Annotated in this window: 21 protein-coding genes and 1 riboswitch; all 21 genes read left to right on the plus strand. The window is 49.2% G+C overall.

Annotated features, from left to right (window positions below):
* The first annotated feature begins 251 nt into the window (after positions 1-251).
* The 21 genes from ileS to MY7_RS06720 all read left to right on the plus strand — a co-directional run bounded on the left by ileS (position 252) and on the right by MY7_RS06720 (position 22920).
* The gene (ileS, locus tag MY7_RS06615; protein WP_029325900.1) at positions 252-3017 is read left to right on the plus strand and encodes an isoleucine--tRNA ligase; all 2766 of its coding nucleotides are present in this window, start codon (positions 252-254) and stop codon (positions 3015-3017) included.
* 149 nt (positions 3018-3166) lie between these two features.
* The gene (locus MY7_RS06620; RefSeq protein WP_003154399.1) at positions 3167-3538 is read left to right on the plus strand and encodes a TraR/DksA family transcriptional regulator; all 372 of its coding nucleotides are present in this window, start codon (positions 3167-3169) and stop codon (positions 3536-3538) included.
* 101 nt (positions 3539-3639) lie between these two features.
* Complete coding sequence (gene lspA, locus MY7_RS06625) at positions 3640-4101, plus strand: signal peptidase II (protein WP_003154398.1); 462 nt, start codon at positions 3640-3642, stop codon at positions 4099-4101.
* A gap of 1 nt (position 4102) precedes the next feature.
* Entirely contained in the window at positions 4103-5017 is a 915-nt protein-coding gene (locus MY7_RS06630; protein WP_007611300.1) for an RluA family pseudouridine synthase, read from the plus strand.
* 188 nt (positions 5018-5205) lie between these two features.
* The gene (gene pyrR / locus MY7_RS06635) at positions 5206-5751 is read left to right on the plus strand and encodes a bifunctional pyrimidine operon transcriptional regulator/uracil phosphoribosyltransferase (RefSeq protein ID WP_003154392.1); all 546 of its coding nucleotides are present in this window, start codon (positions 5206-5208) and stop codon (positions 5749-5751) included.
* A 154-nt stretch (positions 5752-5905) separates the two neighbouring features.
* Positions 5906-7216 (plus strand): uracil permease PyrP, encoded by a 1311-nt coding sequence (pyrP, locus tag MY7_RS06640; protein WP_029325901.1) that lies wholly within the window; start codon positions 5906-5908, stop codon positions 7214-7216.
* A 142-nt stretch (positions 7217-7358) separates the two neighbouring features.
* Positions 7359-8273 carry an aspartate carbamoyltransferase catalytic subunit gene (locus MY7_RS06645; RefSeq protein WP_029325902.1) on the plus strand — a complete coding sequence of 305 codons (915 nt, stop codon included), beginning with the start codon at positions 7359-7361 and terminating at the stop codon, positions 8271-8273.
* A complete protein-coding gene (locus tag MY7_RS06650) occupies positions 8257-9543 on the plus strand; it encodes a dihydroorotase (protein WP_007611304.1) in 1287 nt (428 codons plus the stop codon). The genes MY7_RS06645 and MY7_RS06650 overlap by 17 nt, the downstream gene beginning before the upstream one ends.
* Positions 9540-10634, plus strand: a complete 1095-nt coding sequence (locus MY7_RS06655; RefSeq protein ID WP_007409730.1) for a carbamoyl phosphate synthase small subunit — start codon at positions 9540-9542, stop codon at positions 10632-10634. The genes MY7_RS06650 and MY7_RS06655 overlap by 4 nt, the downstream gene beginning before the upstream one ends.
* Complete coding sequence (gene carB / locus MY7_RS06660) at positions 10619-13834, plus strand: carbamoyl-phosphate synthase (glutamine-hydrolyzing) large subunit (protein ID WP_007611305.1); 3216 nt, start codon at positions 10619-10621, stop codon at positions 13832-13834. Before MY7_RS06655 ends, carB begins: the two co-directional genes overlap by 16 nt.
* A complete protein-coding gene (locus tag MY7_RS06665) occupies positions 13831-14601 on the plus strand; it encodes a dihydroorotate dehydrogenase electron transfer subunit (protein ID WP_007611306.1) in 771 nt (256 codons plus the stop codon). The genes carB and MY7_RS06665 overlap by 4 nt, the downstream gene beginning before the upstream one ends.
* Complete coding sequence (locus MY7_RS06670; RefSeq protein ID WP_007611307.1) at positions 14601-15536, plus strand: dihydroorotate dehydrogenase; 936 nt, start codon at positions 14601-14603, stop codon at positions 15534-15536. The genes MY7_RS06665 and MY7_RS06670 overlap by 1 nt, the downstream gene beginning before the upstream one ends.
* Entirely contained in the window at positions 15505-16224 is a 720-nt protein-coding gene (pyrF, locus tag MY7_RS06675; RefSeq protein WP_007611308.1) for an orotidine-5'-phosphate decarboxylase, read from the plus strand. The genes MY7_RS06670 and pyrF overlap by 32 nt, the downstream gene beginning before the upstream one ends.
* Positions 16221-16853 (plus strand): orotate phosphoribosyltransferase, encoded by a 633-nt coding sequence (gene pyrE / locus MY7_RS06680; protein ID WP_007611309.1) that lies wholly within the window; start codon positions 16221-16223, stop codon positions 16851-16853. Before pyrF ends, pyrE begins: the two co-directional genes overlap by 4 nt.
* 100 nt (positions 16854-16953) lie before the next feature.
* Positions 16954-17058, plus strand: a riboswitch (SAM riboswitch).
* Between the two features lie 126 nt (positions 17059-17184).
* A complete protein-coding gene (locus tag MY7_RS06690; protein WP_003154369.1) occupies positions 17185-17886 on the plus strand; it encodes a phosphoadenylyl-sulfate reductase in 702 nt (233 codons plus the stop codon).
* Positions 17887-17898: 12 nt separating this feature from the next.
* Entirely contained in the window at positions 17899-18963 is a 1065-nt protein-coding gene (locus MY7_RS06695; RefSeq protein ID WP_007611311.1) for an inorganic phosphate transporter, read from the plus strand.
* 48 nt (positions 18964-19011) lie between these two features.
* On the plus strand, positions 19012-20160 hold the full coding sequence (gene sat / locus MY7_RS06700) for a sulfate adenylyltransferase (RefSeq protein WP_007611312.1): 1149 nt from the start codon (positions 19012-19014) through the stop codon (positions 20158-20160).
* A 13-nt stretch (positions 20161-20173) separates the two neighbouring features.
* Positions 20174-20767 carry an adenylyl-sulfate kinase gene (gene cysC / locus MY7_RS06705; RefSeq protein WP_007611313.1) on the plus strand — a complete coding sequence of 198 codons (594 nt, stop codon included), beginning with the start codon at positions 20174-20176 and terminating at the stop codon, positions 20765-20767.
* 124 nt (positions 20768-20891) lie between these two features.
* Complete coding sequence (gene cobA, locus MY7_RS06710) at positions 20892-21665, plus strand: uroporphyrinogen-III C-methyltransferase (protein ID WP_007611314.1); 774 nt, start codon at positions 20892-20894, stop codon at positions 21663-21665.
* Complete coding sequence (locus MY7_RS06715; RefSeq protein ID WP_007611315.1) at positions 21666-22451, plus strand: sirohydrochlorin chelatase; 786 nt, start codon at positions 21666-21668, stop codon at positions 22449-22451.
* The gene (locus MY7_RS06720; protein ID WP_007611316.1) at positions 22432-22920 is read left to right on the plus strand and encodes a precorrin-2 dehydrogenase/sirohydrochlorin ferrochelatase family protein; all 489 of its coding nucleotides are present in this window, start codon (positions 22432-22434) and stop codon (positions 22918-22920) included. Before MY7_RS06715 ends, MY7_RS06720 begins: the two co-directional genes overlap by 20 nt.
* The last annotated feature ends 73 nt before the right edge of the window (positions 22921-22993 follow it).

Raw genomic sequence — 22993 nt, forward strand, 5'->3', positions numbered from 1 at the left:
CTCAAAACAGGCTATAAAGCGACCCGGGGAAGGTGAAAGCCCGGGATGGCCGGAATCATGCAGATCAGCCCTTTAGTTTCCTTTCTGAACCGAGAGTAGGATAGGACGTTCCATCACGTTACGATGTTCGAGAGGAAAAGACGGATGATCCGTTTTTTCTAAAAGGGTGGTACCGCGAGATAAGCTTTCTCGTCCCTTATGGGATGAGAGGGCTTTTTTTATTTTCTGAAAAATGTTGTGGAGGAATGAAAATGGATTACAAAGATACGCTGTTAATGCCGAAAACAGATTTTCCGATGCGCGGAAATCTGCCGAATCGTGAGCCGGACATGCAAAAAGACTGGGAGGAGCAGGACATTTACCGTCTTGTTCAAGAACGGACGAAAGACCGCCCGAAATTCGTGCTGCATGACGGACCTCCTTATGCAAACGGAGACATCCACATGGGCCATGCCCTGAACAAAATCCTGAAAGACTTCATCGTCCGCTATAAATCAATGAGCGGCTACAACGCACCGTACGTGCCGGGCTGGGATACGCACGGACTGCCGATTGAAACGGCGCTGACGAAAAACAAAAAAGTAAACCGGAAAGAAATGTCCGTCGCTGATTTCCGCAAGCTTTGCGAAGATTATGCATGGCAGCAGATCGAAAGACAGCGCGAACAATTCAAGCGTCTCGGCGTCAGAGGCGATTGGGAAAACCCGTATGTTACGCTTCAGCCTGAATTTGAAGCGCAGCAGATCCGCGTTTTCGGCGAGATGGCGAAAAGAGGCTATATTTATAAAGGTCTGAAGCCGGTCAACTGGTCGCCTTCAAGTGAATCTGCCTTAGCGGAAGCGGAAATTGAATATCAGGACAAACGTTCCGCGTCTATTTATGTTGCGTTTAAGGTGAAAGACGGTAAAGGCGTTCTGGAAAACGGAGAAAGCTTCATCATCTGGACGACGACGCCGTGGACGATGCCTGCCAACCTCGGAATTTCCGTTCATCCTGATCTTGAGTACAATGTCATCAAGGTTGGAGACAAGCGTTATGTAGTGGCTGCTGAACTGATCGAAAACGTAGCGGAGGCATGCGGCTTTGAAAATCCTGAAGTTGTCGCATCATATAAAGGCAGAGAATTAGAATACATCACTGCAGAACATCCGCTGTACGGCAGAGATTCACTCGTCATGCTCGGTGACCACGTCACAACCGATGCCGGAACAGGCTGTGTTCATACTGCCCCGGGCCACGGGGAAGATGACTTTATCGTCGGCCAAAAGTACGGCTTAGAAGTACTGTGCCCTGTTGATGAAAAAGGAAACATGACCGACGAAGCGCCGGGCTTTGAAGGAATGTTTTACGATAAAGCCAATAAACCGATCACGGAGAAGCTTGAAGAAAACGGCGCGCTCTTGAAACTCGAGTTTATTACACACTCCTATCCGCATGACTGGAGAACGAAAAAACCGACCATCTTCAGAGCGACGGCGCAATGGTTTGCGTCAATTAAAGATTTCAGATCCGATCTGCTTGATGCCATCAAACAAACGAAGTGGGTGCCGGAGTGGGGCGAACAGCGCCTTTACAACATGGTGCGCGACCGCGGTGACTGGTGTATCTCAAGACAGCGCGTCTGGGGCGTTCCGATCCCGGTATTTTATGCAGAAAACGGTGAGCCGGTCATCACTGACGAAACGATTGAACACGTGTCTGAGCTGTTCAAACAGCACGGCTCAAACGTCTGGTTTGAAAGAGAGGCAAAAGACCTTCTGCCGGAAGGATTTACACATCCGGGAAGCCCGAACGGAATCTTCACGAAAGAGCAAGACATTATGGATGTATGGTTTGATTCAGGTTCTTCCCATCAGGCTGTTCTTGAAGAACGTGATGATCTTGTCCGTCCGGCTGATTTATACCTTGAAGGCTCTGACCAATATCGCGGCTGGTTTAACTCATCTCTTTCCACCGCTGTTGCAGTCACCGGCAAAGCGCCGTATAAAGGCGTATTAAGCCACGGATTTACACTTGATGCAAACGGCCGTAAAATGAGTAAATCACTCGGCAATACGATTGACCCGACAAAAATCGCAAAACAGCTTGGAGCTGAAATTCTGCGTTTATGGGTATCTTCCGTAAACTATCAGGCCGATCACCCGGTTTCTGAAGATATTCTGAAGCAGGTCGCGGAAGTATACCGGAAAGTCCGCAACACGTTCCGCTTCCTTCACGGCAACCTGTTCGATTTCAATCCAAGCGTCAATGCCGTTGATGTAAAAAATCTCCGCGAAGTGGATCAATATATGCTGATCAAGCTGAATAAGCTGATCGATAAGGTGAAAAAAGCGTACGATGAATATGAATTTGCGGTTGTTTATCACAGCATTCACAATTTCTGTACGATCGAGCTCAGCTCCTTCTATCTTGATTTTGCAAAAGATGTTGTGTACATCGAGCATGCGGATCATCCGGACCGCCGCAGCATGCAGACCGTCTTTTATGAAACGCTGCTGGCGTTAGTGAAGCTGACGGCGCCGATTCTCCCGCACACGGCGGATGAAATGTGGTCTCACTTATCATTTGTTGAAGAAGCGAGCGTACAGCTGACAGATATGCCGGAAACCATTGCTGTTCCGGACAGTCAAGCGACAGAAGAAAAATTCGACCGCTTCATGGAGCTTCGAAACGACGTGCTGAAAGCTTTGGAAACAGCCCGTAACGAAAAAATTATCGGAAGATCATTGGAAGCGAGCCTGACTTTGTATCCGAACAAAGAAAACCGCGACCTCTTGTCATCCATTAAAGAAAATATCGCGCAGCTGTTTATCGTTTCAGAACTGACAGTAAAAGACGAAAGTGAAGCGCCGGAAAATGCGCAAAGCTTCACAACAGGAAAAATGACCGTAGAAAAAGCGGAAGGCCAGATGTGTGAACGTTCCCGCGTAATTTCTAAAGATGTCGGAGCCAATCCGAAATATCCGACATTATCACTGCGCAATGCGGAAATCGTTGAAAAATATTATCAAAAATAATAAATGAGAAAGCGCCTGGTGACAGCCGGGCGCTTTTTTACATGCCAGCAATGTCATCGATTAGAACGACAGGAAAAATCTTATGGGCTTCAAATGGCGCTCTGGGGGCAACAATAAAGCCATAACATCAAGAGCAGGAGTTGTGATGAATGAATGATCAACTGACCGCAATCCACACGGAGCTTCTCATGATGAAAGAAGAACTTCAATCAAGATTATTTGAATATTCTTGCTTTCAAATGTCAGCATCTGTTGAACCTTCAATGAACGACCAAGAAGCAACTCTGATCTATCATATAAAAGAAGAACTTCAGGACGTTCTTCTTGCCCTGTCTAAGTTTGAAAACAATACGTACGGTTATTGTGAAAAAACAGGCGCCCCCATTCCGATTGAAAAACTTGCGGTGTTGCCGACGGCCAGAACCGCTGATGATTTTTATTATCCCGCTCAATTTGAAAAGAAAACCCTTCCATATTGGGAACCCGGAGATTATGCATATGATCAGGCGCTGTATGAGTGACAGCGTCTGTTTGCATGCGCTTATGATCTGCCTTTACTCTGGCATCTTTTACTGATAAAATTCATAAAGGATAAAAGTAACTGTATACTGGAGGAACGTGTGTGCTTTATTATCTTATCGCTCTTTTTATTATTATTGCCGACCAATTGACCAAATGGCTTGTCGTCAGCCATATGGAATTGGGACAAAGCATACCTGTCATCGATCAGGTGCTTTATATCACATCTCATCGCAACACGGGAGCGGCGTGGGGTATTTTAGCCGGCCAAATGTGGTTTTTCTACGTCATTACCATCGCCGTGATTATCGGAATCGTTTATTACATACAGCGTTATGCAAAAGGGCAGATGTTACTCGGAATTTCTCTCGGCTTAATGCTGGGCGGTGCGGCCGGAAACTTTATAGACCGGGCGGCGCGCCAGGAAGTGGTGGATTTTATTCATGTCATCATCGTGGATTATCACTATCCGATTTTTAATATCGCGGACTCCTCACTGTGCGTCGGTGTAATACTTTTATTTATTCATATGCTGTTTGACAGCGGGAAAAAGAAGGAGCAATAACATGAATCAATTTGAGATAACCGTTCAGCCTGAACAAAAGAGCGAACGGATTGATAAATTTTTGGCTTCAACGGGAGAAAACTGGTCACGCACTCAAGTGCAGCAATGGGTAAAAGAAGGACTGGTATCCGTTAATGGCAAATCCGTAAAAGCGAATTATAAAATGCAGCCCGGCGATCAGGTAAACGTCACCATTCCTGAACCGGAAGAATTGGACGTGCTTGCAGAACCGATGGATTTGGACATTTACTATGAAGACCAGGATGTCTTGGTTGTGAACAAGCCGCGGGGCATGGTTGTACACCCGGCGCCCGGCCATGTGACAGGGACGCTTGTAAACGGACTGATGGCTCACTGCAACGACCTTTCCGGCATTAACGGCGTCATGCGCCCGGGAATCGTCCACCGGATTGATAAAGATACTTCCGGTCTGTTGATGGTCGCTAAAAACGATATGGCGCATGAATCACTCGTTAATCAGCTCGTCAATAAAACCGTGACCAGAAAGTACACAGCGGTTGTCCACGGGGTGATTTCACATGATGACGGAACGATTGACGCTCCGATCGGGAGAGATAAAAAAGACCGCCAAAGCATGACCGTAACAAGAGAAAGCAGCAAAAACGCCGTCACGCATTTCCACGTGCTTGAGCGTTTTCAAGATTTCACGCTCGTAGAGTGCCGGCTTGAGACCGGAAGAACGCATCAGATCCGTGTTCATATGAAATATATCGGGTTTCCTTTGGCGGGCGACCCGAAGTACGGACCGAGAAAAACCATTGATTTCAATGGTCAGGCGCTTCATGCCGGAATATTAGGTTTTGATCATCCGCGGACGGGCGAATACATTGAGTTTGAAGCGCCCCTTCCTGAAGATATGAAAAAACTCATTGAAGATTTAAGAAATAGCCATTGACAGCGACTTTCTTTTCTGAAATAATAAAAACAAGCTGAATAGATTCTTTAACACAGTCCAGAGAGGCTGAGAAGGATAACGGATAGGACAGAAGAGATACGCATGTGTCTTCGTCCTGGAAAGGAACCCCTCTATGCTCTGGCAGGAGGGGTTTTTTCTTCTTATATACGAATGGAGAGGTGTCACGAGTGAATCAAAAAGCTGTTATTCTCGACGAACAGGCGATCAGGCGGGCGCTGACAAGAATAGCCCATGAAATGATCGAACGGAATAAAGGAATGAATGACTGCATTCTAGTAGGGATTAAAACAAGAGGCATTTATTTAGCGAAGCGGCTGGCCGAGCGGATCGAACAGATTGAAGGAAATCCGGTCACCGTCGGGGAAATCGATATCACCCTTTACCGTGACGACCTGACGAAAAAAACGAGCAATGAAGAGCCGCTTGTAAAAGGCGCGGACATTCCGGCCGATATCACAGACCAAAAGGTCATTGTGGTTGATGATGTGCTTTATACCGGTCGGACAGTAAGAGCTGCGATGGATGCCCTCGTTGATGTCGGGCGGCCGTCATCGATACAGCTTGCCGTGCTTGTCGACAGAGGGCACCGGGAGCTGCCGATCAGAGCGGACTATATCGGGAAAAACATTCCGACCTCAAAAGCTGAAAAAGTGATGGTTCAGCTGAGCGAAGTTGATCAGACTGATATGGTCGCCATTTACGAAAATGAATAATCACCCTTTTTAAATGCATTCCAGAGAGTTTGCAAAGAGGATTTTAAAACACAAAGCCGGGCGGATCGACGCGGCCGGGTTTTGTATGCCTCTTTGCGCAAAAAGCAAAGAGGTTTTTTTATACCATTTGAAAGTCAACTGGGAGGAAAACGCCATGAGTAAGAAAAAAGTAAACCTGGGAGTCAGGGACGTCCCCAATCCATTGTCCTGGCTGTCATTCAGCCTGCAGCATTTATTCGCCATGTTCGGTTCAACCATACTCGTGCCGAAACTGGTCGGAATGAGCCCGGCAGTGGCGCTTGTCACGAGCGGAATCGGGACACTCGCCTATCTCTTGGTGACAAAAGGCCAGATTCCCGCTTATCTCGGCTCATCATTCGCCTTTATATCACCGATTATCTTGGTGAAGGCGACGGGAGGGCCGGGGGCTGCCATGGTCGGCGCCTTCCTGGCGGGAATTGTGTACGGCCTGATCGCACTTCTCATCAGGCAGCTTGGAACGGGGTGGCTGATGAAGCTGCTGCCCCCGGTGGTCGTCGGGCCGGTCATCATCGTCATCGGCCTCGGACTGGCAAGCACAGCCGTCAATATGGCAATGTATGCTGATCCGAATGCGAAGGAACTCGTCTACAGCTTGAAACATTTCAGTGTAGCCGGCGTCACTTTGGCAATCACCATTATCTGCGCCATCTTTTTACGGGGATTTTTAAGCCTGATTCCGGTATTGATCGGCATTATAGGCGGATATCTGTTTGCGCTGACACAGGGCATCGTCAATTTTCAGCCGGTCATTGATGCAAAATGGTTCGCCGTTCCTGAATTTATCATCCCTTTCAAAGACTATACGCCGTCAGTGACATTTGGCATTGCGGCTGCGATGGTGCCGGTCGCTTTCGTGACAATGTCAGAACATATCGGCCACCAAATGGTGCTGAGTAAAGTCGTCGGACAGGATTTCATTAAAAAACCGGGACTGCACCGCTCCATAATGGGGGACAGCGTAGCGACGATTATCGCTTCGTTAATCGGCGGTCCGCCGACGACGACATACGGCGAAAACATCGGTGTACTGGCAATTACGAGAGTTTTCAGCGTCTTTGTCATCGGCGGCGCGGGAGTGATTGCGCTGTGCTTCGGATTTATCGGAAAAGTTTCAGCGCTGATCAGCTCTGTTCCGTCCGCGGTTATGGGAGGCGTTTCCTTCCTGCTCTTCGGAATTATCGCCTCCAGCGGCTTAAGAATGCTGATTGACAACAGCATTGATTATGAAAACAAGAGAAATTTAATTATCACATCCGTCATCCTCGTGATCGGCGTCGGAGGGGCTTTTATTCAAGTATCAAAAGGCGGGTTCCAAATATCCGGCATGGCGCTTGCGGCAATCGTCGGAGTCATCCTAAACCTTATCCTGCCCCATGCAAATGAAGAAGACGCGATTGCATCAGAAAAACAAAATCATATGTAAAACCTTTTAAAGAAAGTCCAGAGAGGCTTGGAAGGGTTATAACGGGAAGAAGCTGTACGCTGCTTCTCTCTTTAACCGCACCCCGAGTCTATAGACCGGGGTGTTTTTTTACGGCCTTCAAGCGGAAACGGAGGAGAAAAACATGAATCATTTAACGGCGATGTCTGAACTGAGCACTGCTGAAATTACAGAACTGCTGCGTGAGGCAAAAGCGATAAAAGAGGGAACAGTCCGTCCCGATCTCGCGGGAAAATTCGTTGCGAATCTGTTTTTTGAACCGAGCACGAGGACGCGGTTCAGCTTTGAAGTGGCGGAAAAGAAACTCGGGATGAACGTGCTCAGCTTAGACGGCACGAGCACAAGCGTTCAAAAAGGCGAGTCCTTATATGACACGGTCAAAACACTGGAATCAATCGGAGCGGACGCCTGCGTCATCCGGCACAGCACGGATGAATATTACAAAGATCTGACCGGCAGAGTCAATATTCCGATCTTAAACGCCGGCGACGGCTGCGGCCAGCACCCGACTCAGTCATTGCTCGATTTAATGACGATTCAAGAGGAATTTGAGACCTTTCAGGGCCTGACGGTTTCCATTCATGGCGATATCAAACACAGCAGGGTGGCAAGGTCGAATGCCGAGGTGCTGACAAGGCTCGGCGCACGCGTGCTGTTTTCTGGTCCGCCGCAATGGCAGGATGAGAAAAACGCCTTCGGCACCTGTGTACAGACGGATGAAGCCATACAAGCTTCAGATGTCGTCATGCTGCTCCGCATCCAAAATGAAAGGCATCAGACAGAAGCCGACCAAAAAGGCTACCTGGAAGCATACGGGCTGACCGCAAAGCGGGCGGAGAGCATGAAGCGGCATGCCATCATCATGCATCCCGCACCGGTGAACAGAGGAGTCGAAATTGACACAACATTAGTGGAATGCGGAAAATCAAGAATCTTTAAACAAATGGAAAATGGCGTGTATATCAGAATGGCAGTCTTAAAAAGAGCACTGCAAACCAATGTGAAAAGGGGAGAAGCGGCTTATGTCTTATCTCATTAAAAACGGCTGGATGTTAAATGAACAAGGAGAAAAAGTGGCACAGGATATCCGGGTAACGGGTGAATTCATTTCGGAAACCGGGCTTCTGACAGCGAAAGACGGAGAAACGGTGATCGACGCTGGGGGACTGTTCGTTTCACCGGGACTCGTAGACCTTCATGTCCACTTCAGAGAACCGGGCGGAGAGAAAAAAGAAACCATTGAGACGGGCTCTAAAGCCGCGGCGCGGGGCGGCTTCACCACAGTCGCAGCCATGCCGAATACAAGACCGGTGCCGGATACGAAAGAGCAGATGGAATGGCTGCAAAACCGGATCAAAGAAACCTCATCTGTCAGAGTTCTTCCTTACGCATCGATTACGATCAGACAAACCGGCGAAGAAATGACAGATTTTGAGGCGCTTCATGAAGCCGGCGCATTCGCCTTCACCGATGACGGCGTCGGCGTTCAGACTGCCGGAATGATGTATGAAGCCATGAAACGGGCGGCTTCAATAAATAAAGCGATTGTCGCTCATTGTGAGGATAACTCACTGATTTACGGAGGAAGCGTGCATGAAGGTTCTTTTTCAAAAGCGAACGGCCTGAACGGCATACCTTCCATTTGTGAAGCGGTACATATCGCCCGTGACGTCCTGCTGGCGGAAGCGGCGGGCTGCCATTACCATGTGTGTCATATCAGCACGAAAGAATCCGTCAGAGCCGTAAGAGACGCAAAAAAAGCGGGAATCCGCGTGACGGCGGAAGTATCGCCGCACCACCTGCTGCTTTGTGACGAAGATATCCCGGGACTTGATACCAATTTTAAAATGAATCCGCCCCTTCGCAGCAAAGAGGACAGGGAGGCGCTGATTGAAGGGCTTTTAGACGGCACGATTGATTTCATCGCCACTGACCATGCGCCGCATACAGAAGAAGAGAAAAACACGGACATGAAGCTTGCGCCTTTCGGTATCGTCGGTTTAGAAACTGCCTTTCCGCTTCTGTACACACATTTTGTGAAAAAAGGGACGTGGACGCTGAAGCAGCTGGTTGATTTCATGACGGTAAAACCTTGCGAGGCATTTGATCTTCCGTACGGAACGCTTGCACCGGGGGCGCCGGCTGACATCACCCTGATTGATCTGGAAAAAGAAGCGGCCATTGACAAAGATACGTTTTTATCTAAAGGAAAAAATACGCCATTCAACAAGATGAAGTGCTTCGGCTGGCCTGTTGCAACGATGGCTGCCGGTAAGCTTGCATACGAAGAAGGGAGACTCGTCAAATGAAAAGAAGACTAGTGCTGGAAAATGGAGCGGTATTTGAGGGTGAAGCATTCGGGAGCCTGGAACATACAGCGGGTGAAGTCGTATTCAACACAGGAATGACCGGTTATCAGGAAATTTTATCAGACCCTTCTTACTGCGGGCAGATCGTGACGCTGACGTATCCACTGATCGGCAACTACGGAATTAACAGAGATGACTTTGAATCCATCACTCCTTTTGTAAAAGGGCTGATCGTAAAAGAACTGTGCGAGCTGCCTTCCAACTGGCGTTCGGCTTACACGCTTGACGAGTATTTGAAAATGAAAAATATCCCCGGCTTACAAGGGATTGACACGAGAAAGCTCACAAGAATGATCCGCACGGCCGGCGCATTAAAAGGAACGTTTGCTTCAAGTGAGGAGAATGTCGGAGAGGTTCTTGCAAGGCTGAAAGAAACGGAACTGCCGAGAAATCAAGTCGCTCAAGTATCTGCGAAAACGGCATATCCGAGTCCGGGCCGCGGCAAACGCATCGTACTCGTCGATTTCGGTATGAAGCACGGCATTTTAAGAGAGTTAAACAAAAGAAAATGCGATGTCATCGTTGTGCCGTACAATGTAACGGCGGAAGAAGTGCTTCAGCTCAAGCCGGACGGCATCATGCTTTCTAACGGACCCGGAGATCCGAAAGATGTGCCGGAAGCCATTGAAATGATAAAAGGCATACTCGGGAAGGTGCCGTTATTCGGAATCTGCCTCGGTCACCAATTATTTGCGCTGGCATCCGGAGCGGAAACGGAAAAAATGAAATTCGGACACAGGGGTTCCAATCATCCAGTTAAAGAGCTTGCGACAGGGAAAGTCGCTTTAACCGCCCAAAACCACGGATATACAGTTTCTTCAATAGATGAGACAGAGCTTGAAGTGACGCACATTGCGATCAATGATCAAACGATCGAAGGACTCAAGCATAAAACATTGCCGGCATTTACGGTTCAGTACCACCCTGAAGCTTCACCGGGGCCGGAAGACGCCAATCATTTATTTGACAGATTCATTGACTTGATCGAAACAACTGAGAAAGAAGGGGAAGCGGTATGCCAAAACGCGTAGATATTAAAAAGATTTTAGTGATCGGATCAGGCCCGATTATTATCGGACAGGCGGCGGAATTTGATTATGCGGGCACACAGGCGTGTCTCGCTTTAAAGGAAGAAGGCTATGAAGTCATTCTCGTCAACTCGAATCCGGCAACGATTATGACGGATACGGAAATGGCTGATCGGGTATACATAGAACCGCTGACGCCGGAGTTTCTCACGCGTATTATCAGAAAAGAACGGCCGGACGCCATCCTGCCGACTCTGGGAGGACAGACCGGACTGAATCTTGCCGTCGAGCTGTCTGAACTCGGGGTTCTTGAGGAATGCGGAGTGGAAGTGCTCGGCACAAAGCTGTCCGCCATCCAGCAGGCGGAAGATCGCGACTTATTCCGTACGCTGATGAATGAGCTGAATGAACCGGTGCCGGAAAGTGAGATCATCCGCACTTTACAGGAAGCCGAGGAATTTGTCGGCCGGATCGGGTTTCCGGTTATCGTGCGCCCTGCTTACACATTAGGCGGAACGGGCGGCGGCATCTGCTCGAATGAAGCGGAACTGAAAGAGATCGTCGAAAACGGATTAAAACTCAGCCCCGTCCATCAGTGCCTTCTGGAAAAAAGCATTGCCGGTTACAAAGAGATCGAATATGAAGTCATGAGAGACAGCAGAGATCACGCGATCGTCGTCTGCAACATGGAAAATATCGATCCGGTCGGCATCCATACGGGTGACAGCATCGTGGTTGCCCCGAGCCAGACTTTGAGCGACCGGGAATACCAGCTTTTGCGCAATGTTTCATTAAAGCTGATCCGCGCGCTCGGCATTGAAGGCGGCTGTAATGTTCAGCTCGCGCTCGATCCCGACAGCTTCCAATATTACATTATCGAAGTGAATCCGCGGGTGAGCCGCTCATCTGCCCTCGCCTCAAAAGCGACGGGTTACCCGATCGCAAAGCTTGCGGCGAAAATCGCAGTCGGGCTTTCTCTTGATGAAATGATGAATCCCGTAACGGGAAAAACATATGCGGCTTTTGAGCCCGCGCTTGACTATGTTGTTTCTAAAATCCCGCGCTGGCCGTTCGACAAATTTGAGTCGGCAAACCGCAGGCTCGGGACGCAAATGAAAGCTACCGGAGAGGTCATGGCCATCGGGCGCACCCTTGAAGAATCGCTGTTAAAGGCGGTCCGCTCACTGGAAGCCGATGTCTATCACCTGGAACTGAAGGATGCGGAAGAGATTTCTGACGGACTTTTGGAAAAACGGATCAGAAAAGCCGGGGATGAACGCCTGTTTTATCTTGCTGAAGCGTTCAGAAGAGGCTATACAGTGGAGCAGCTTCATGACTTTTCCGCAATTGACGTATTCTTTTTGCACAAGCTCTGTAAGCTGGTCGCTTTTGAAACAGAGCTGAAAGCGGAAAAAGGCAGCCTCGCCGTGCTTCAGACAGCGAAGGAACTCGGTTTCTCCGACAAATATATCAGCCGGGAATGGAATATGCCGGAACAAGAGCTGTATCAAATGCGAAAAGAAGCAGACATCAAGCCTGTATATAAAATGGTGGATACATGCGCGGCGGAATTCGAATCAGAAACCCCGTACTTCTACAGCACATATGAGGAAGAGAACGAGTCTGAGGTTACTTCAAGAAAAAGCGTCGTCGTCCTCGGTTCCGGGCCGATCCGTATCGGACAGGGCGTCGAATTTGACTATGCGACCGTTCATTCTGTCTGGGCGATCAAGCAGGCAGGCTATGAAGCGATTATTATCAACAACAACCCTGAGACGGTGTCTACTGATTTCAGCATATCAGATAAACTGTATTTTGAACCGCTGACGGTTGAAGATGTCATGCACATCATCGATTTGGAACAGCCGGAAGGCGTTGTTGTCCAATTCGGCGGCCAGACGGCGATCAACCTTGCGGAAGAATTGAGCGCCCGCGGCGTCAAAATTCTCGGTACATCACTTGAAGATTTAGACCGTGCGGAAGACCGGGATAAGTTCGAGCAGGCGCTTGAGGCGCTGAATGTGCCGCAGCCGCTCGGGAAAACCGCCGTGTCGGTGAACGAAGCGGTCAAAATCGCCGCATCCATCGGCTATCCGGTACTTGTCCGCCCTTCGTATGTGCTCGGCGGCCGGGCGATGGAAATCGTCTATCACGAAGAAGAGCTGCTTCACTATATGAAAAACGCGGTCAAAATCAACCCGCAGCATCCGGTGTTAATTGACCGTTATCTGACGGGGAAAGAAATCGAAGTCGATGCCGTATCTGACGGCGAAACAGTCGTTATTCCGGGAATTATGGAGCATATCGAGCGGGCCGGCGTCCATTCAGGGGATTCAATCGCCGTCTATCCGCCTCAAACTTTAAGCGAAGACATTAAGAAAAAAATCGAGCAATACACTGTAGCCTTGGCAAAAGGCCTTAACATCATCGGGTTGCTGAACATCCAGTTCGTACTGTCGCAAGGTGAGGTGTATGTGCTTGAGGTAAATCCGCGGTCAAGCAGAACCGTGCCGTTCTTAAGCAAAATCACAAAAATCCCAATGGCGAACCTGGCGACAAAGGTCATTCTCGGCCAAAAGCTTGCTGATTTCGGCTATCAAGAGGGGCTGCAGCCTGAACAGCAGGGGGTATTCGTGAAAGCGCCTGTCTTCTCATTCGCGAAGCTGAGAAGAGTGGATATCACGTTAGGCCCTGAAATGAAGTCGACGGGAGAGGTCATGGGCAAAGATTCAACCTTGGAAAAAGCGCTCTATAAAGCGCTGATTGCTTCTGGCATTCAAATTCCGAACTACGGCTCAGTGCTGTTGACCGTTGCCGATAAAGATAAAGAAGAAGGACTGCTGATCGCCAAGCGGTTCCACGCCATCGGCTATAAAATCTTGGCGACGGAAGGAACGGCGGCTTATTTGAAAGACGCTCAGATTCCGGCTCAAGTCGTCGGGAAAATCGGCGAAGAAGGGAAAAATCTGCTCGATGTCATCAGAAACGGCGAAGCGCAATTTGTCATCAATACGCTGACAAAGGGCAAACAGCCGGCCAGAGACGGCTTCAGAATCCGCCGCGAATCTGTTGAAAACGGAGTCGCCTGCCTGACATCTTTAGATACGGCTGAAGCCATTTTGCGGGTATTGGAAAGCATGACATTCCGGGCGGATCATATGCCTGCATCCGAAACCAATCAAAAGGCGGCAGCCACGATATGAAGAAAGCGCATTTGACTGTTCAATCCAACTTAGAAATTGCCGACCGGATTTATAAGATGGTGCTGAAAGGAGAGCTTGTCCGGCACCTTACCGAGCCGGGACAATTTCTTCATCTGAAGGTGAGTGACGCGGTCACGCCGCTATTAAGAAGACCGCTCAGCATTGCGGACGTCAATTTCGCCGCGGATGAAGTATCCGTTATCTACAGGGCTGACGGTGAAGGAACGCGTCTTTTGTCCGAGAAAAAAGAGGGCGGCAGGATAGACGTTCTCGGCCCTCTCGGCAACGGATTCCCCGTCGGGCGGATTGAACCCGGCAAAACCGCGCTGTTAGTCGGAGGCGGAGTGGGGGTTCCGCCTTTGCAGGAACTGTCAAAGCGCCTGACGGAAAAAGGCGTAAACGTCATTCATGTGCTTGGATTTCAATCAGCAAAGGATGTTTTTTACGAACAGGAATGTCGTGCGTACGGAGACACTTATGTGGCGACGGCTAACGGAACATATGGAGAGAAAGGATTTGTCACCGATATCATCCGTGAAAAGCAGCTCGAATTCGATGTCCTGCTAAGCTGCGGGCCGACACCGATGCTGAAAGCTCTGAAGCAGCAGTACGGCCATAAAGAGGTTTATCTTTCGATGGAAGAGCGGATGGGCTGCGGCATCGGTGCCTGCTTCGCCTGCGTGTGCCGCACGGGTGAAAGCGATACATCATATGTAAAGGTCTGCCTTGACGGGCCGGTATTTAAAGCTGAGGAGGTGGCGCTGTAATGTTAGAGGTGAATCTGCCGGGTCTCCAATTGAAAAATCCGATCATCCCCGCTTCCGGATGTTTCGGATTCGGGAAAGAATATGCCGGATTTTACGATTTATCATGCCTCGGAGGCATTATGATTAAAGCCACGACGAACGAAGCCCGCTTCGGAAATCCGACACCGAGAGTGGCGGAGACAAGCGCGGGAATGCTGAATGCCATCGGACTGCAAAATCCCGGCCTTGAGCATGTGCTCAATCATGAGCTGCCTTGGCTCGAACAATTTGACACGCCGATTATCGCAAATGTCGCCGGTTCTCAGGTGGACGACTATAAAGAAGTGGCCGAGCACATCAGCCAAGCGCCGAATGTGCATGCGCTTGAGCTTAACATTTCATGTCCGAATGTCAAAACGGGGGGGATTGCTTTTGGTACTGATCCCGTCATGGCGGCCGAACTGACAAAAGCGGTGAAAGAAGTTTCCGCAGTGCCTGTGTATGTGAAGCTTTCGCCTAATGTCGCAAACATAACCGAAATTGCCAAAGCGATTGAAGCGGCCGGTGCTGACGGTCTGACGATGATTAATACACTCATCGGGATGAGGCTCGACCTCAAGACGGGCCGGCCGATCTTAGCAAATAAAACGGGCGGACTGTCAGGACCGGCGATCAAACCGGTCGCCATCCGGATGGTATACGAAGTCAGCCAGGCCGTTCAAATTCCGATTATCGGGATGGGCGGCGTTCAGACCGCAGAGGATGCATTAGAATTTCTTCTTGCGGGAGCGAGTGCAGTTGCCGTCGGCACAGCGAACTTCGTCAATCCGTTCGTCTGCCCGGAAATCATAGAACAGCTCCCCCGTGTGCTGCGCCAACACGGCTTTCAATCTGTAAGTGAATGCATCGGAAGGAGCTGGAAACATGAAAAACAATCTGCCCATCATCGCGCTTGATTTTGCATCAGGGGAAGAGACTTTAGCGTTTTTAGATTTGTTTGAAAAGGAAAGGCTTTTTGTCAAAACGGGGATGGAGCTTTTTTATCAGGAAGGCCCCGCCATCATTCACCAATTAAAAGAACGGAACTGTGATATATTTTTAGATTTAAAGCTTCATGATATCCCGACTACGGTCAATAAAGCGATGAAGCGGCTGGCCGGCCTCGGCGTTGATCTCGTCAATGTGCATGCGGCAGGGGGCGCACGCATGATGCGCGCGGCCCTTGAGGGGCTTGAAGAAGGCACGCCGGCAGGCAGAAAACGCCCGTCTTTAATCGCGGTGACCCAGCTGACCAGCACTTCAGAGCAGGTGGCGAAGGAAGAGCTTCTGCTGCATAAGCCGCTGTTAGAAACGGTTGTGCATTACGGCAAAATGGCGGAAGAGTGCGGGCTGGACGGAGTGGTATGTTCGGTACATGAAACAAAAGCCATTTATGAAGCGGTCCGGTCTTCATTTCTGACAGTCACGCCGGGCATCCGCACGGCCAGTGACGCAGCTGACGATCAAGTCCGGACGGCGACTCCGTCATTTGCGAGAGAAAACGGTTCGTCAGCCATCGTCGTGGGCCGCTCAATTACAAAAGCGGAAAACCCCGTTGAAGCATATGAAGCAATTAAACTGGAATGGGAGGGCGTTCGCCGATGAAACAGGCTATCGCAAAACATCTATTACACATTGAAGCTGTCTTTTTACGCCCGAATGAGCCGTTTACGTGGGCGAGCGGCATTTTATCACCGATCTATTGTGACAACCGTCTGACATTGTCGTATCCAAAAGTGAGAAATGATGTGGCGGACGGGCTCGGCAAACTGCTGAAAGAGCATTTCCCCGAGGCGGAGATGATCGCGGGCACTGCAACGGCGGGCATTCCGCATGCTGCGCTTCTCGCAGACCGTACAGGCGCGCCGATGTGCTACGTCAGAAGCAAACCGAAAGCGCACGGCAAAGGAAATCAAATAGAAGGCGCCATTAAGAAAGGACAAAAAACAGTCGTGATTGAAGACTTGATTTCTACCGGGGGCAGCGTGCTTGAAGCTGCGGCGGCCCTTCAAAGAGAGGGCGCGGAAGTCCTCGGCGTCATTTCCATTTTTACATACGGACTGCCGAAAGCAAAAGAAGCCTTTAAAAAAGCGGGTCTTCCTTATTACTCGTTAACGGATTATGACACGCTGATTGAAGTCGCGCTTGAAAACGGAACGATTCATTCAGCTGACATTGAAAAACTGAAATCATGGAAATTGAATCCCGAGTCAAAAGATTGGTTTAAAAAATAATGACAATAAAACAGGCCTCAGGGCCTGTTTTATTATTCCTATCAAAAAACTCGGGTTGACTTCTGTTAGAATTGTGCTAAAATTTAGTACAAATCTAAAAAGCTTATCAAGAGCGGCTGAGGGACTGGACCGATGACGCCCGGCAACCTGCGTGTCATGCAAGGTGCCGCATCCAGAAAAATGCACAGCATTTTGAAGATAAGGGCTATACCGGGTCACTGTCTTTCATTCCGCTGGATTGAAAGTTTTTTATATGAAAAAAGATTGAGGGATAAGACAACCGGCAGAAAACAACAGCTGTTTGATTGTCTCCGGGAGGAGGAAAGGAAAAATGCTAACGTATGACACATGGGAAGAGCCGGCGATTACATTTCCGGAAGACGATTCCTATAAAGGCGCGCTGTCCGTTTTAAAATGGGCATACGGCCACTACGGAGACCAGCTTGTTTACGCGTGCAGCTTCGGGATTGAAGGCATCGTCCTGATCGATTTAATTTCTAAAGTAAAGAAAGACGCGGAAATCGTGTTTCTCGATACGGGCCTTCACTTTAAAGAAACATATGAAACGATCGAAAAAGTGAAAGAACGTTATCCGGGGCTGAACATTATCTTGAAAAAACCAAGCCTTACTCTTGAGGAACAGGCCGAGGCTCACGGAGATAAACTGTGGGAAAGAGAACCGAACCAGTGCTGCTACATCAGAAAAATTCTGCCGTTAAGAGAAGCGCTCGCGGGGCATCCGGCATGGCTGTCCGGTCTTCGCCGGGATCAAGGGCCGAGCCGGGCGAACACGAATTTCCTGAATAAAGACGACAAGTTTCAATCGATTAAAGTATGCCCGCTGATCCATTGGACATGGAAAGACATCTGGAGATATACTTCCAAGCATGAGCTGGATTACAATATCCTCCACGATCAGGGGTATCCGAGCATCGGCTGTGAACCGTGCACTTCACCTGCGTTTACCGCGGAAGATTTGCGGAGCGGCAGATGGAACGGCATGGCGAAAACAGAATGCGGACTGCATGAATAAAGGAGCTGCACGATGGAATTAGCCGCTATTTTATTCTGCCTGTTTTTTGCCATGAATATCGGAGCCAGCGGAGCCGCGGCTTCAATGGGAGTCGCTTACGGGTCCGGCGCAGTTAAAAAGAAAACGTATGCGCTGATCATCTGCGCGGTCGGAGTCCTGTCAGGGGCGGTTATCGGCGGCGGTGAAGTCGTTAAGACGATCAGCGGCGGAATCATTCCCGAACAAACCATTACGCTCACCATTGTCTGCATTATTATCGGATCGGCGGCGCTATCGTTATTCACGGCGAATGTGCTCGGCATTCCGCTGTCGACGAGTGAGGTCACTGTCGGGGCGATTGTCGGTGTCGGCGTCGCGTACAAAGTATTGTTTTTACAGCATCTTTTGGTCATCGTGAGTTTTTGGGTGCTCGTACCGTTCGTCGCGTTCTGTTTCACGTTTCTCGTCTCGAAGGTATTCAGTTCTCTGAATATTCGAGTCATTTCGAATCGGAAACAGAAGATTTTAGGGATTGTGCTGCTGATTGCGGGGTTTTGGGAAGCTTTTTCAGCCGGAATGAACAATGTCGCAAATGCGGTGGGCCCTTTGGTTGCTGCGGGCGTGCTCAGCGTGTCCAAAGGAACGCTGTACGGAGGCATCTTTGTCGCTCTCGGCGCTCTGCTTTTAGGACGTAAAGTGCTTGAAACCAACGGGAAAAAGATTACGAGATTTTCAGCCGGAGAAGGCATACTGCTTTCAGGAACCGGCGCGGGGCTTGTCATTATCAGTTCCGTCTTCGGTCTGCCGGTCCCATTGGCGCAAGTCACATCATCATCAATTATCGGCATCGGAATGGCCAAAAACGGGCCGAACGTTTTTCATAAAGAAGTCGTGAAAACGATGCTCAAAGTATGGGTCGTTTCGCCGTTTTTGTCACTGTCGATTTCGTATTTGCTTGTCTCCCTGCTGTTAAAAGGAGATTACTATTCCATCTTTATGATGGCCAGTGTGCTTTTGGCAGCTGGCGGAGCCGCCAGTCTGATGAAAGCCATCCGAAAAGAGAAACGCTCTGTCCATGAACAAGGCGGGGGCATTTAACTATTAATCTGAGTTTATTTATCTGTTAACTGGGAGGAATCATGTATTATGAGTTTAGCACCGCACGGAGGAACATTAATTAACCGGGTGAATGAGCAGTATGATCTTACATCCGTCCAAAAAGAAATTGAGCTTGATTTGATTTCGTTCGCTGATTTAGAGCTGATCGGGATCGGAGGGTACAGCCCGATTGAAGGATTTTTCACAGAAAAAGATTACGTGTCAGTCGTTGAAAATATGCGTCTGGCATCCGGGGTTGTCTGGTCCCTGCCGATCACGCTTCCGGTCGATTCAGAAAAAGCGGCTGAGCTTGCCGTCGGCGACACGGTGAAACTGACTTACGGCGGAGAAACATACGGCGTAGTCGACATCGAAGATATTTATACGCCGGATAAACAAAAAGAAGCCGTTCACGTGTATAAAACCGATGATGCCGCGCATCCGGGCGTGAAAAAATTATTTTCACGCGGCGATACGTATGTCGGCGGGCCGATCACATTAATTAAAAAAGCGTCAAAGCAGTTTCCCGAGTTTACATTTGAACCTGCTGATACAAGACGAAGCTTCGAAGAAAAGGGCTGGAAAACCATTGTCGGTTTCCAAACGAGAAATCCGGTCCACCGCGCCCACGAATATATCCAAAAAACCGCGCTTGAGACGGTAGACGGCCTGTTTTTGAACCCGCTCGTCGGTGAAACAAAATCAGATGATATTCCGGCGGATGTCAGAATGGAAAGCTACCAGGTGCTGCTCGATCATTATTATCCGAAAGACCGCGTTTTCCTCGGTGTATTTTTGGCGGCTATGCGGTATGCGGGGCCGAGAGAAGCCATTTTCCACGCGCTTGTCCGCAAAAACTACGGCTGCACGCATTTCATCGTCGGCCGCGATCATGCCGGCGTCGGTGATTACTACGGCACATATGAAGCGCAAGAGCTGTTTGATCAATTTACAGCGGATGAACTCGGGATTACACCGATGAAATTCGAGCACAGCTTCTTCTGCCGGAAATGCGGCAACATGGGAACGGCCAAAACATGCCCGCATGACAGAGAAGACCACGTCATTCTGTCAGGAACAAAGGTCAGAGAAATGCTGCGAAGCGGCGTCATGCCGCCGGCGGAATTCAGCCGTCCTGAAGTTGTCGAGGTGCTGATTAAAGGGCTGAAAACGAAAGAAGAAGCAGGCGTTTCTTAAGGAGGAAAATAGAGTGACAAATCGTGATATCGTGTGGCATGAAGCCTCAATAACGAAAGAAGAATACCAGCAGAAAAACAAGCATAAAAGCTCTATCCTCTGGCTGACGGGCTTAAGCGGTTCAGGGAAATCCACGATTGCAAACGCCGCAGCGCGCGAGCTGTTTGAACAAGGCTATCAAGTCATCGTGCTTGATGGTGATAACATCCGCCACGGCTTAAACAAGGACTTAGGTTTTTCCGATGATGACCGCAAGGAAAATATACGCCGCATCGGAGAAGTGGCGAAGCTTTTCGTTCAGCAGGGAACCATCGTCATCACGGCTTTTATTTCTCCGTTCCGTGAGGACAGAGATCAGGTGAGAGAGCTTGTGGCAGAGGGCGAATTTAATGAAATCTATGTTAAATGCGACCTCGATATATGTGAAAAGCGCGATCCGAAAGGTTTATATAAAAAAGCAAGAAATGGTGAAATTCCGTTCTTTACGGGGATCGACTCACCGTATGAAGAGCCGAAAGCGCCTGAGCTCGTACTTGATTCAGGCAAATGTGAACGCGAAGAATGCACCGGAAGACTGGTTGACTTTGTGAAAAACAGCTTAGCATAATAGGTCCAAAAAGGCCGCGCAATCAGCCGGATATCCCCCGCAATGGCGGGATATGGTAAAATAGCTGAAGTGCGGCCTCGCGGCTGTTCTGGGAAGATTTCAAAACGGATCGGGGAGACATGCTATGGGGAAAGTATTTATCGTTGGAGCCGGTCCGGGAGATCCGGACTTATTAACGGTGAAGGCAATGAAAGCCATACAGAAAGCGGACGTTATATTATATGACAGATTGGTAAGCAAAGAGATTTTACAGTACGCCGGAGAAGAAGCGGATCTGATTTACTGCGGCAAGCTCCCGGATTTTCACATTATGAAACAGGATACGATCAACCGTTTCCTTGTGAAGTATGCGAAAAAGGGGAAAACCGTTGTAAGGCTCAAGGGGGGCGACCCGTTTGTTTTCGGCCGAGGAGGCGAAGAAGCGGAGGCTCTCGCGCAAAACGCCATTCCGTTTGAGATCGTTCCCGGCATTACATCAGGAATCGCGGCTGCTGCTTATGCCGGCATTCCGGTGACGCACAGAGAGGCGAGCTCCAATGTCGCATTCGTTACGGGGCATTATAAACAAGAAGACGACTTTGAAGAAAAATGGAAAGCGCTGGCGACGGGTATTGATACGCTGGTGATTTATATGGGAATTAAAAATATCCGGCAGATTGAAAGAATGCTGCTGGAAAACGGCAGAGACGGCGGCACCCCGGCAGCCTTTATTCATTGGGGAACGACGGACAGGCAAAAAACAGTCGTCTGCACCGTCGGCACGCTTTCAGACACAGTGATAAAAGAAGAAATCAAAAACCCGAGCTTAATTGTTATCGGTGATGTCGTCAATTATCACTGCAAACTGGACTGGTATGCATCTGATCAGAAAAATCTGGATTTGAGCGAGGCGTTGTAAATGAAGCAGGCGATTTTATACATCGGGCACGGAAGCAGGCTGAAAAAAGCGCAGACAGAGTCGGCGGCGTTTTTAAAAGGGTGCATGCCGCACGCTGACGCTCCCATTCAGGAAATTTGTTTTTTAGAACTGCAGGAACCGTCTATTGAATCGGGATTTGAAGCATGTGTCAGACAAGGCGCCACTCATATTGCGGCCGTGCCTTTGCTGCTGTTGACCGCTGCCCACGCAAAACATGACATTCCGGCTGAAATCGCCCGTGCGGCGGCCCTGCATCCCGATATAAAAGTGACATATGGTGTTCCGATCGGAGTGGACGATGAAGTCGTAAAAGCGGTGCATCATCGTATTGAAGATACCGGAGTGCCCATTGAGATGGCGAAAGTGGTGCTGATCGGAAGAGGAAGCACAGATCCGGCAGTTAAAAACGCAGTCAGTGAGATTGCCGGAAAACTTGAGGCGATTACACCTGTTAAAGAAGTCATCCCTTGTTTTTTAACAGCATGTGACCCGCACTATAAAGAAGTATTTGCCGGCCTTGAAGAGGATGACGGAGCACCCGTTTTTATCGTTCCATATCTTCTGTTTACCGGGCTTTTAATGACTGAGATTGAACGGGAAGTTCAAAAGCTTCAAACGATCAATCAAAATGTTCATCTCGCTTCATACTTAGGTTTTCACCCTCATATTAAGCAGGCGTTTTTGAACCGTGTGTCAGAAGCTGTTCGAAACCCCGGCGGTCAGTTTGATTTTAAGGGGGGACAGTATGCTGCCTCTGCACATTAATTTAAGCGGAAAAAGAATTATCATCGCGGGCGGAGGCAATGTTGCCTTAAGAAGGCTCAAAACGGTGCTTCCGGAAGGCGCGGATATTACTGTAATCAGTCCCGATGCCCTGCCTGAAATTAAACAGCTGGCGGATGAAGGACGTATCCGCTGGGTTTCCCGTAAAATTGAAATGAAGGATCTCGCGCCCGCTTTTTTCATCATTGCCGCGACAAATGACCGCAGCGTGAATCAGGAGATAGCCGTGAGCGCTTCTGAAACGCAGCTGGTCAATTGTGTAAGCGATGCTGAACAGGGCAGCGTGTATATGCCGAAGATCATCCGCAAAGGGCGCATTCAAGTATCCGTATCAACAAGCGGCGCAAGCCCGGCACATACGAAAAGACTGGCTGAGGACATAGAGCATCTCATTACTGCTGATTTGACTGAAGAAGTGGATCGATTATTTGAGAAAAGAAGAAGACCATAAAAAACACCTTGTCTGTCATCAGGCAGGGTGTTTTTTATACTGTCCTGACAGTCCGTCGAATGTGAACAATTCA

This window comes from Bacillus sp. 5B6, from assembly GCF_000259405.1.
GTDB lineage: Bacteria > Bacillota > Bacilli > Bacillales > Bacillaceae > Bacillus > Bacillus velezensis.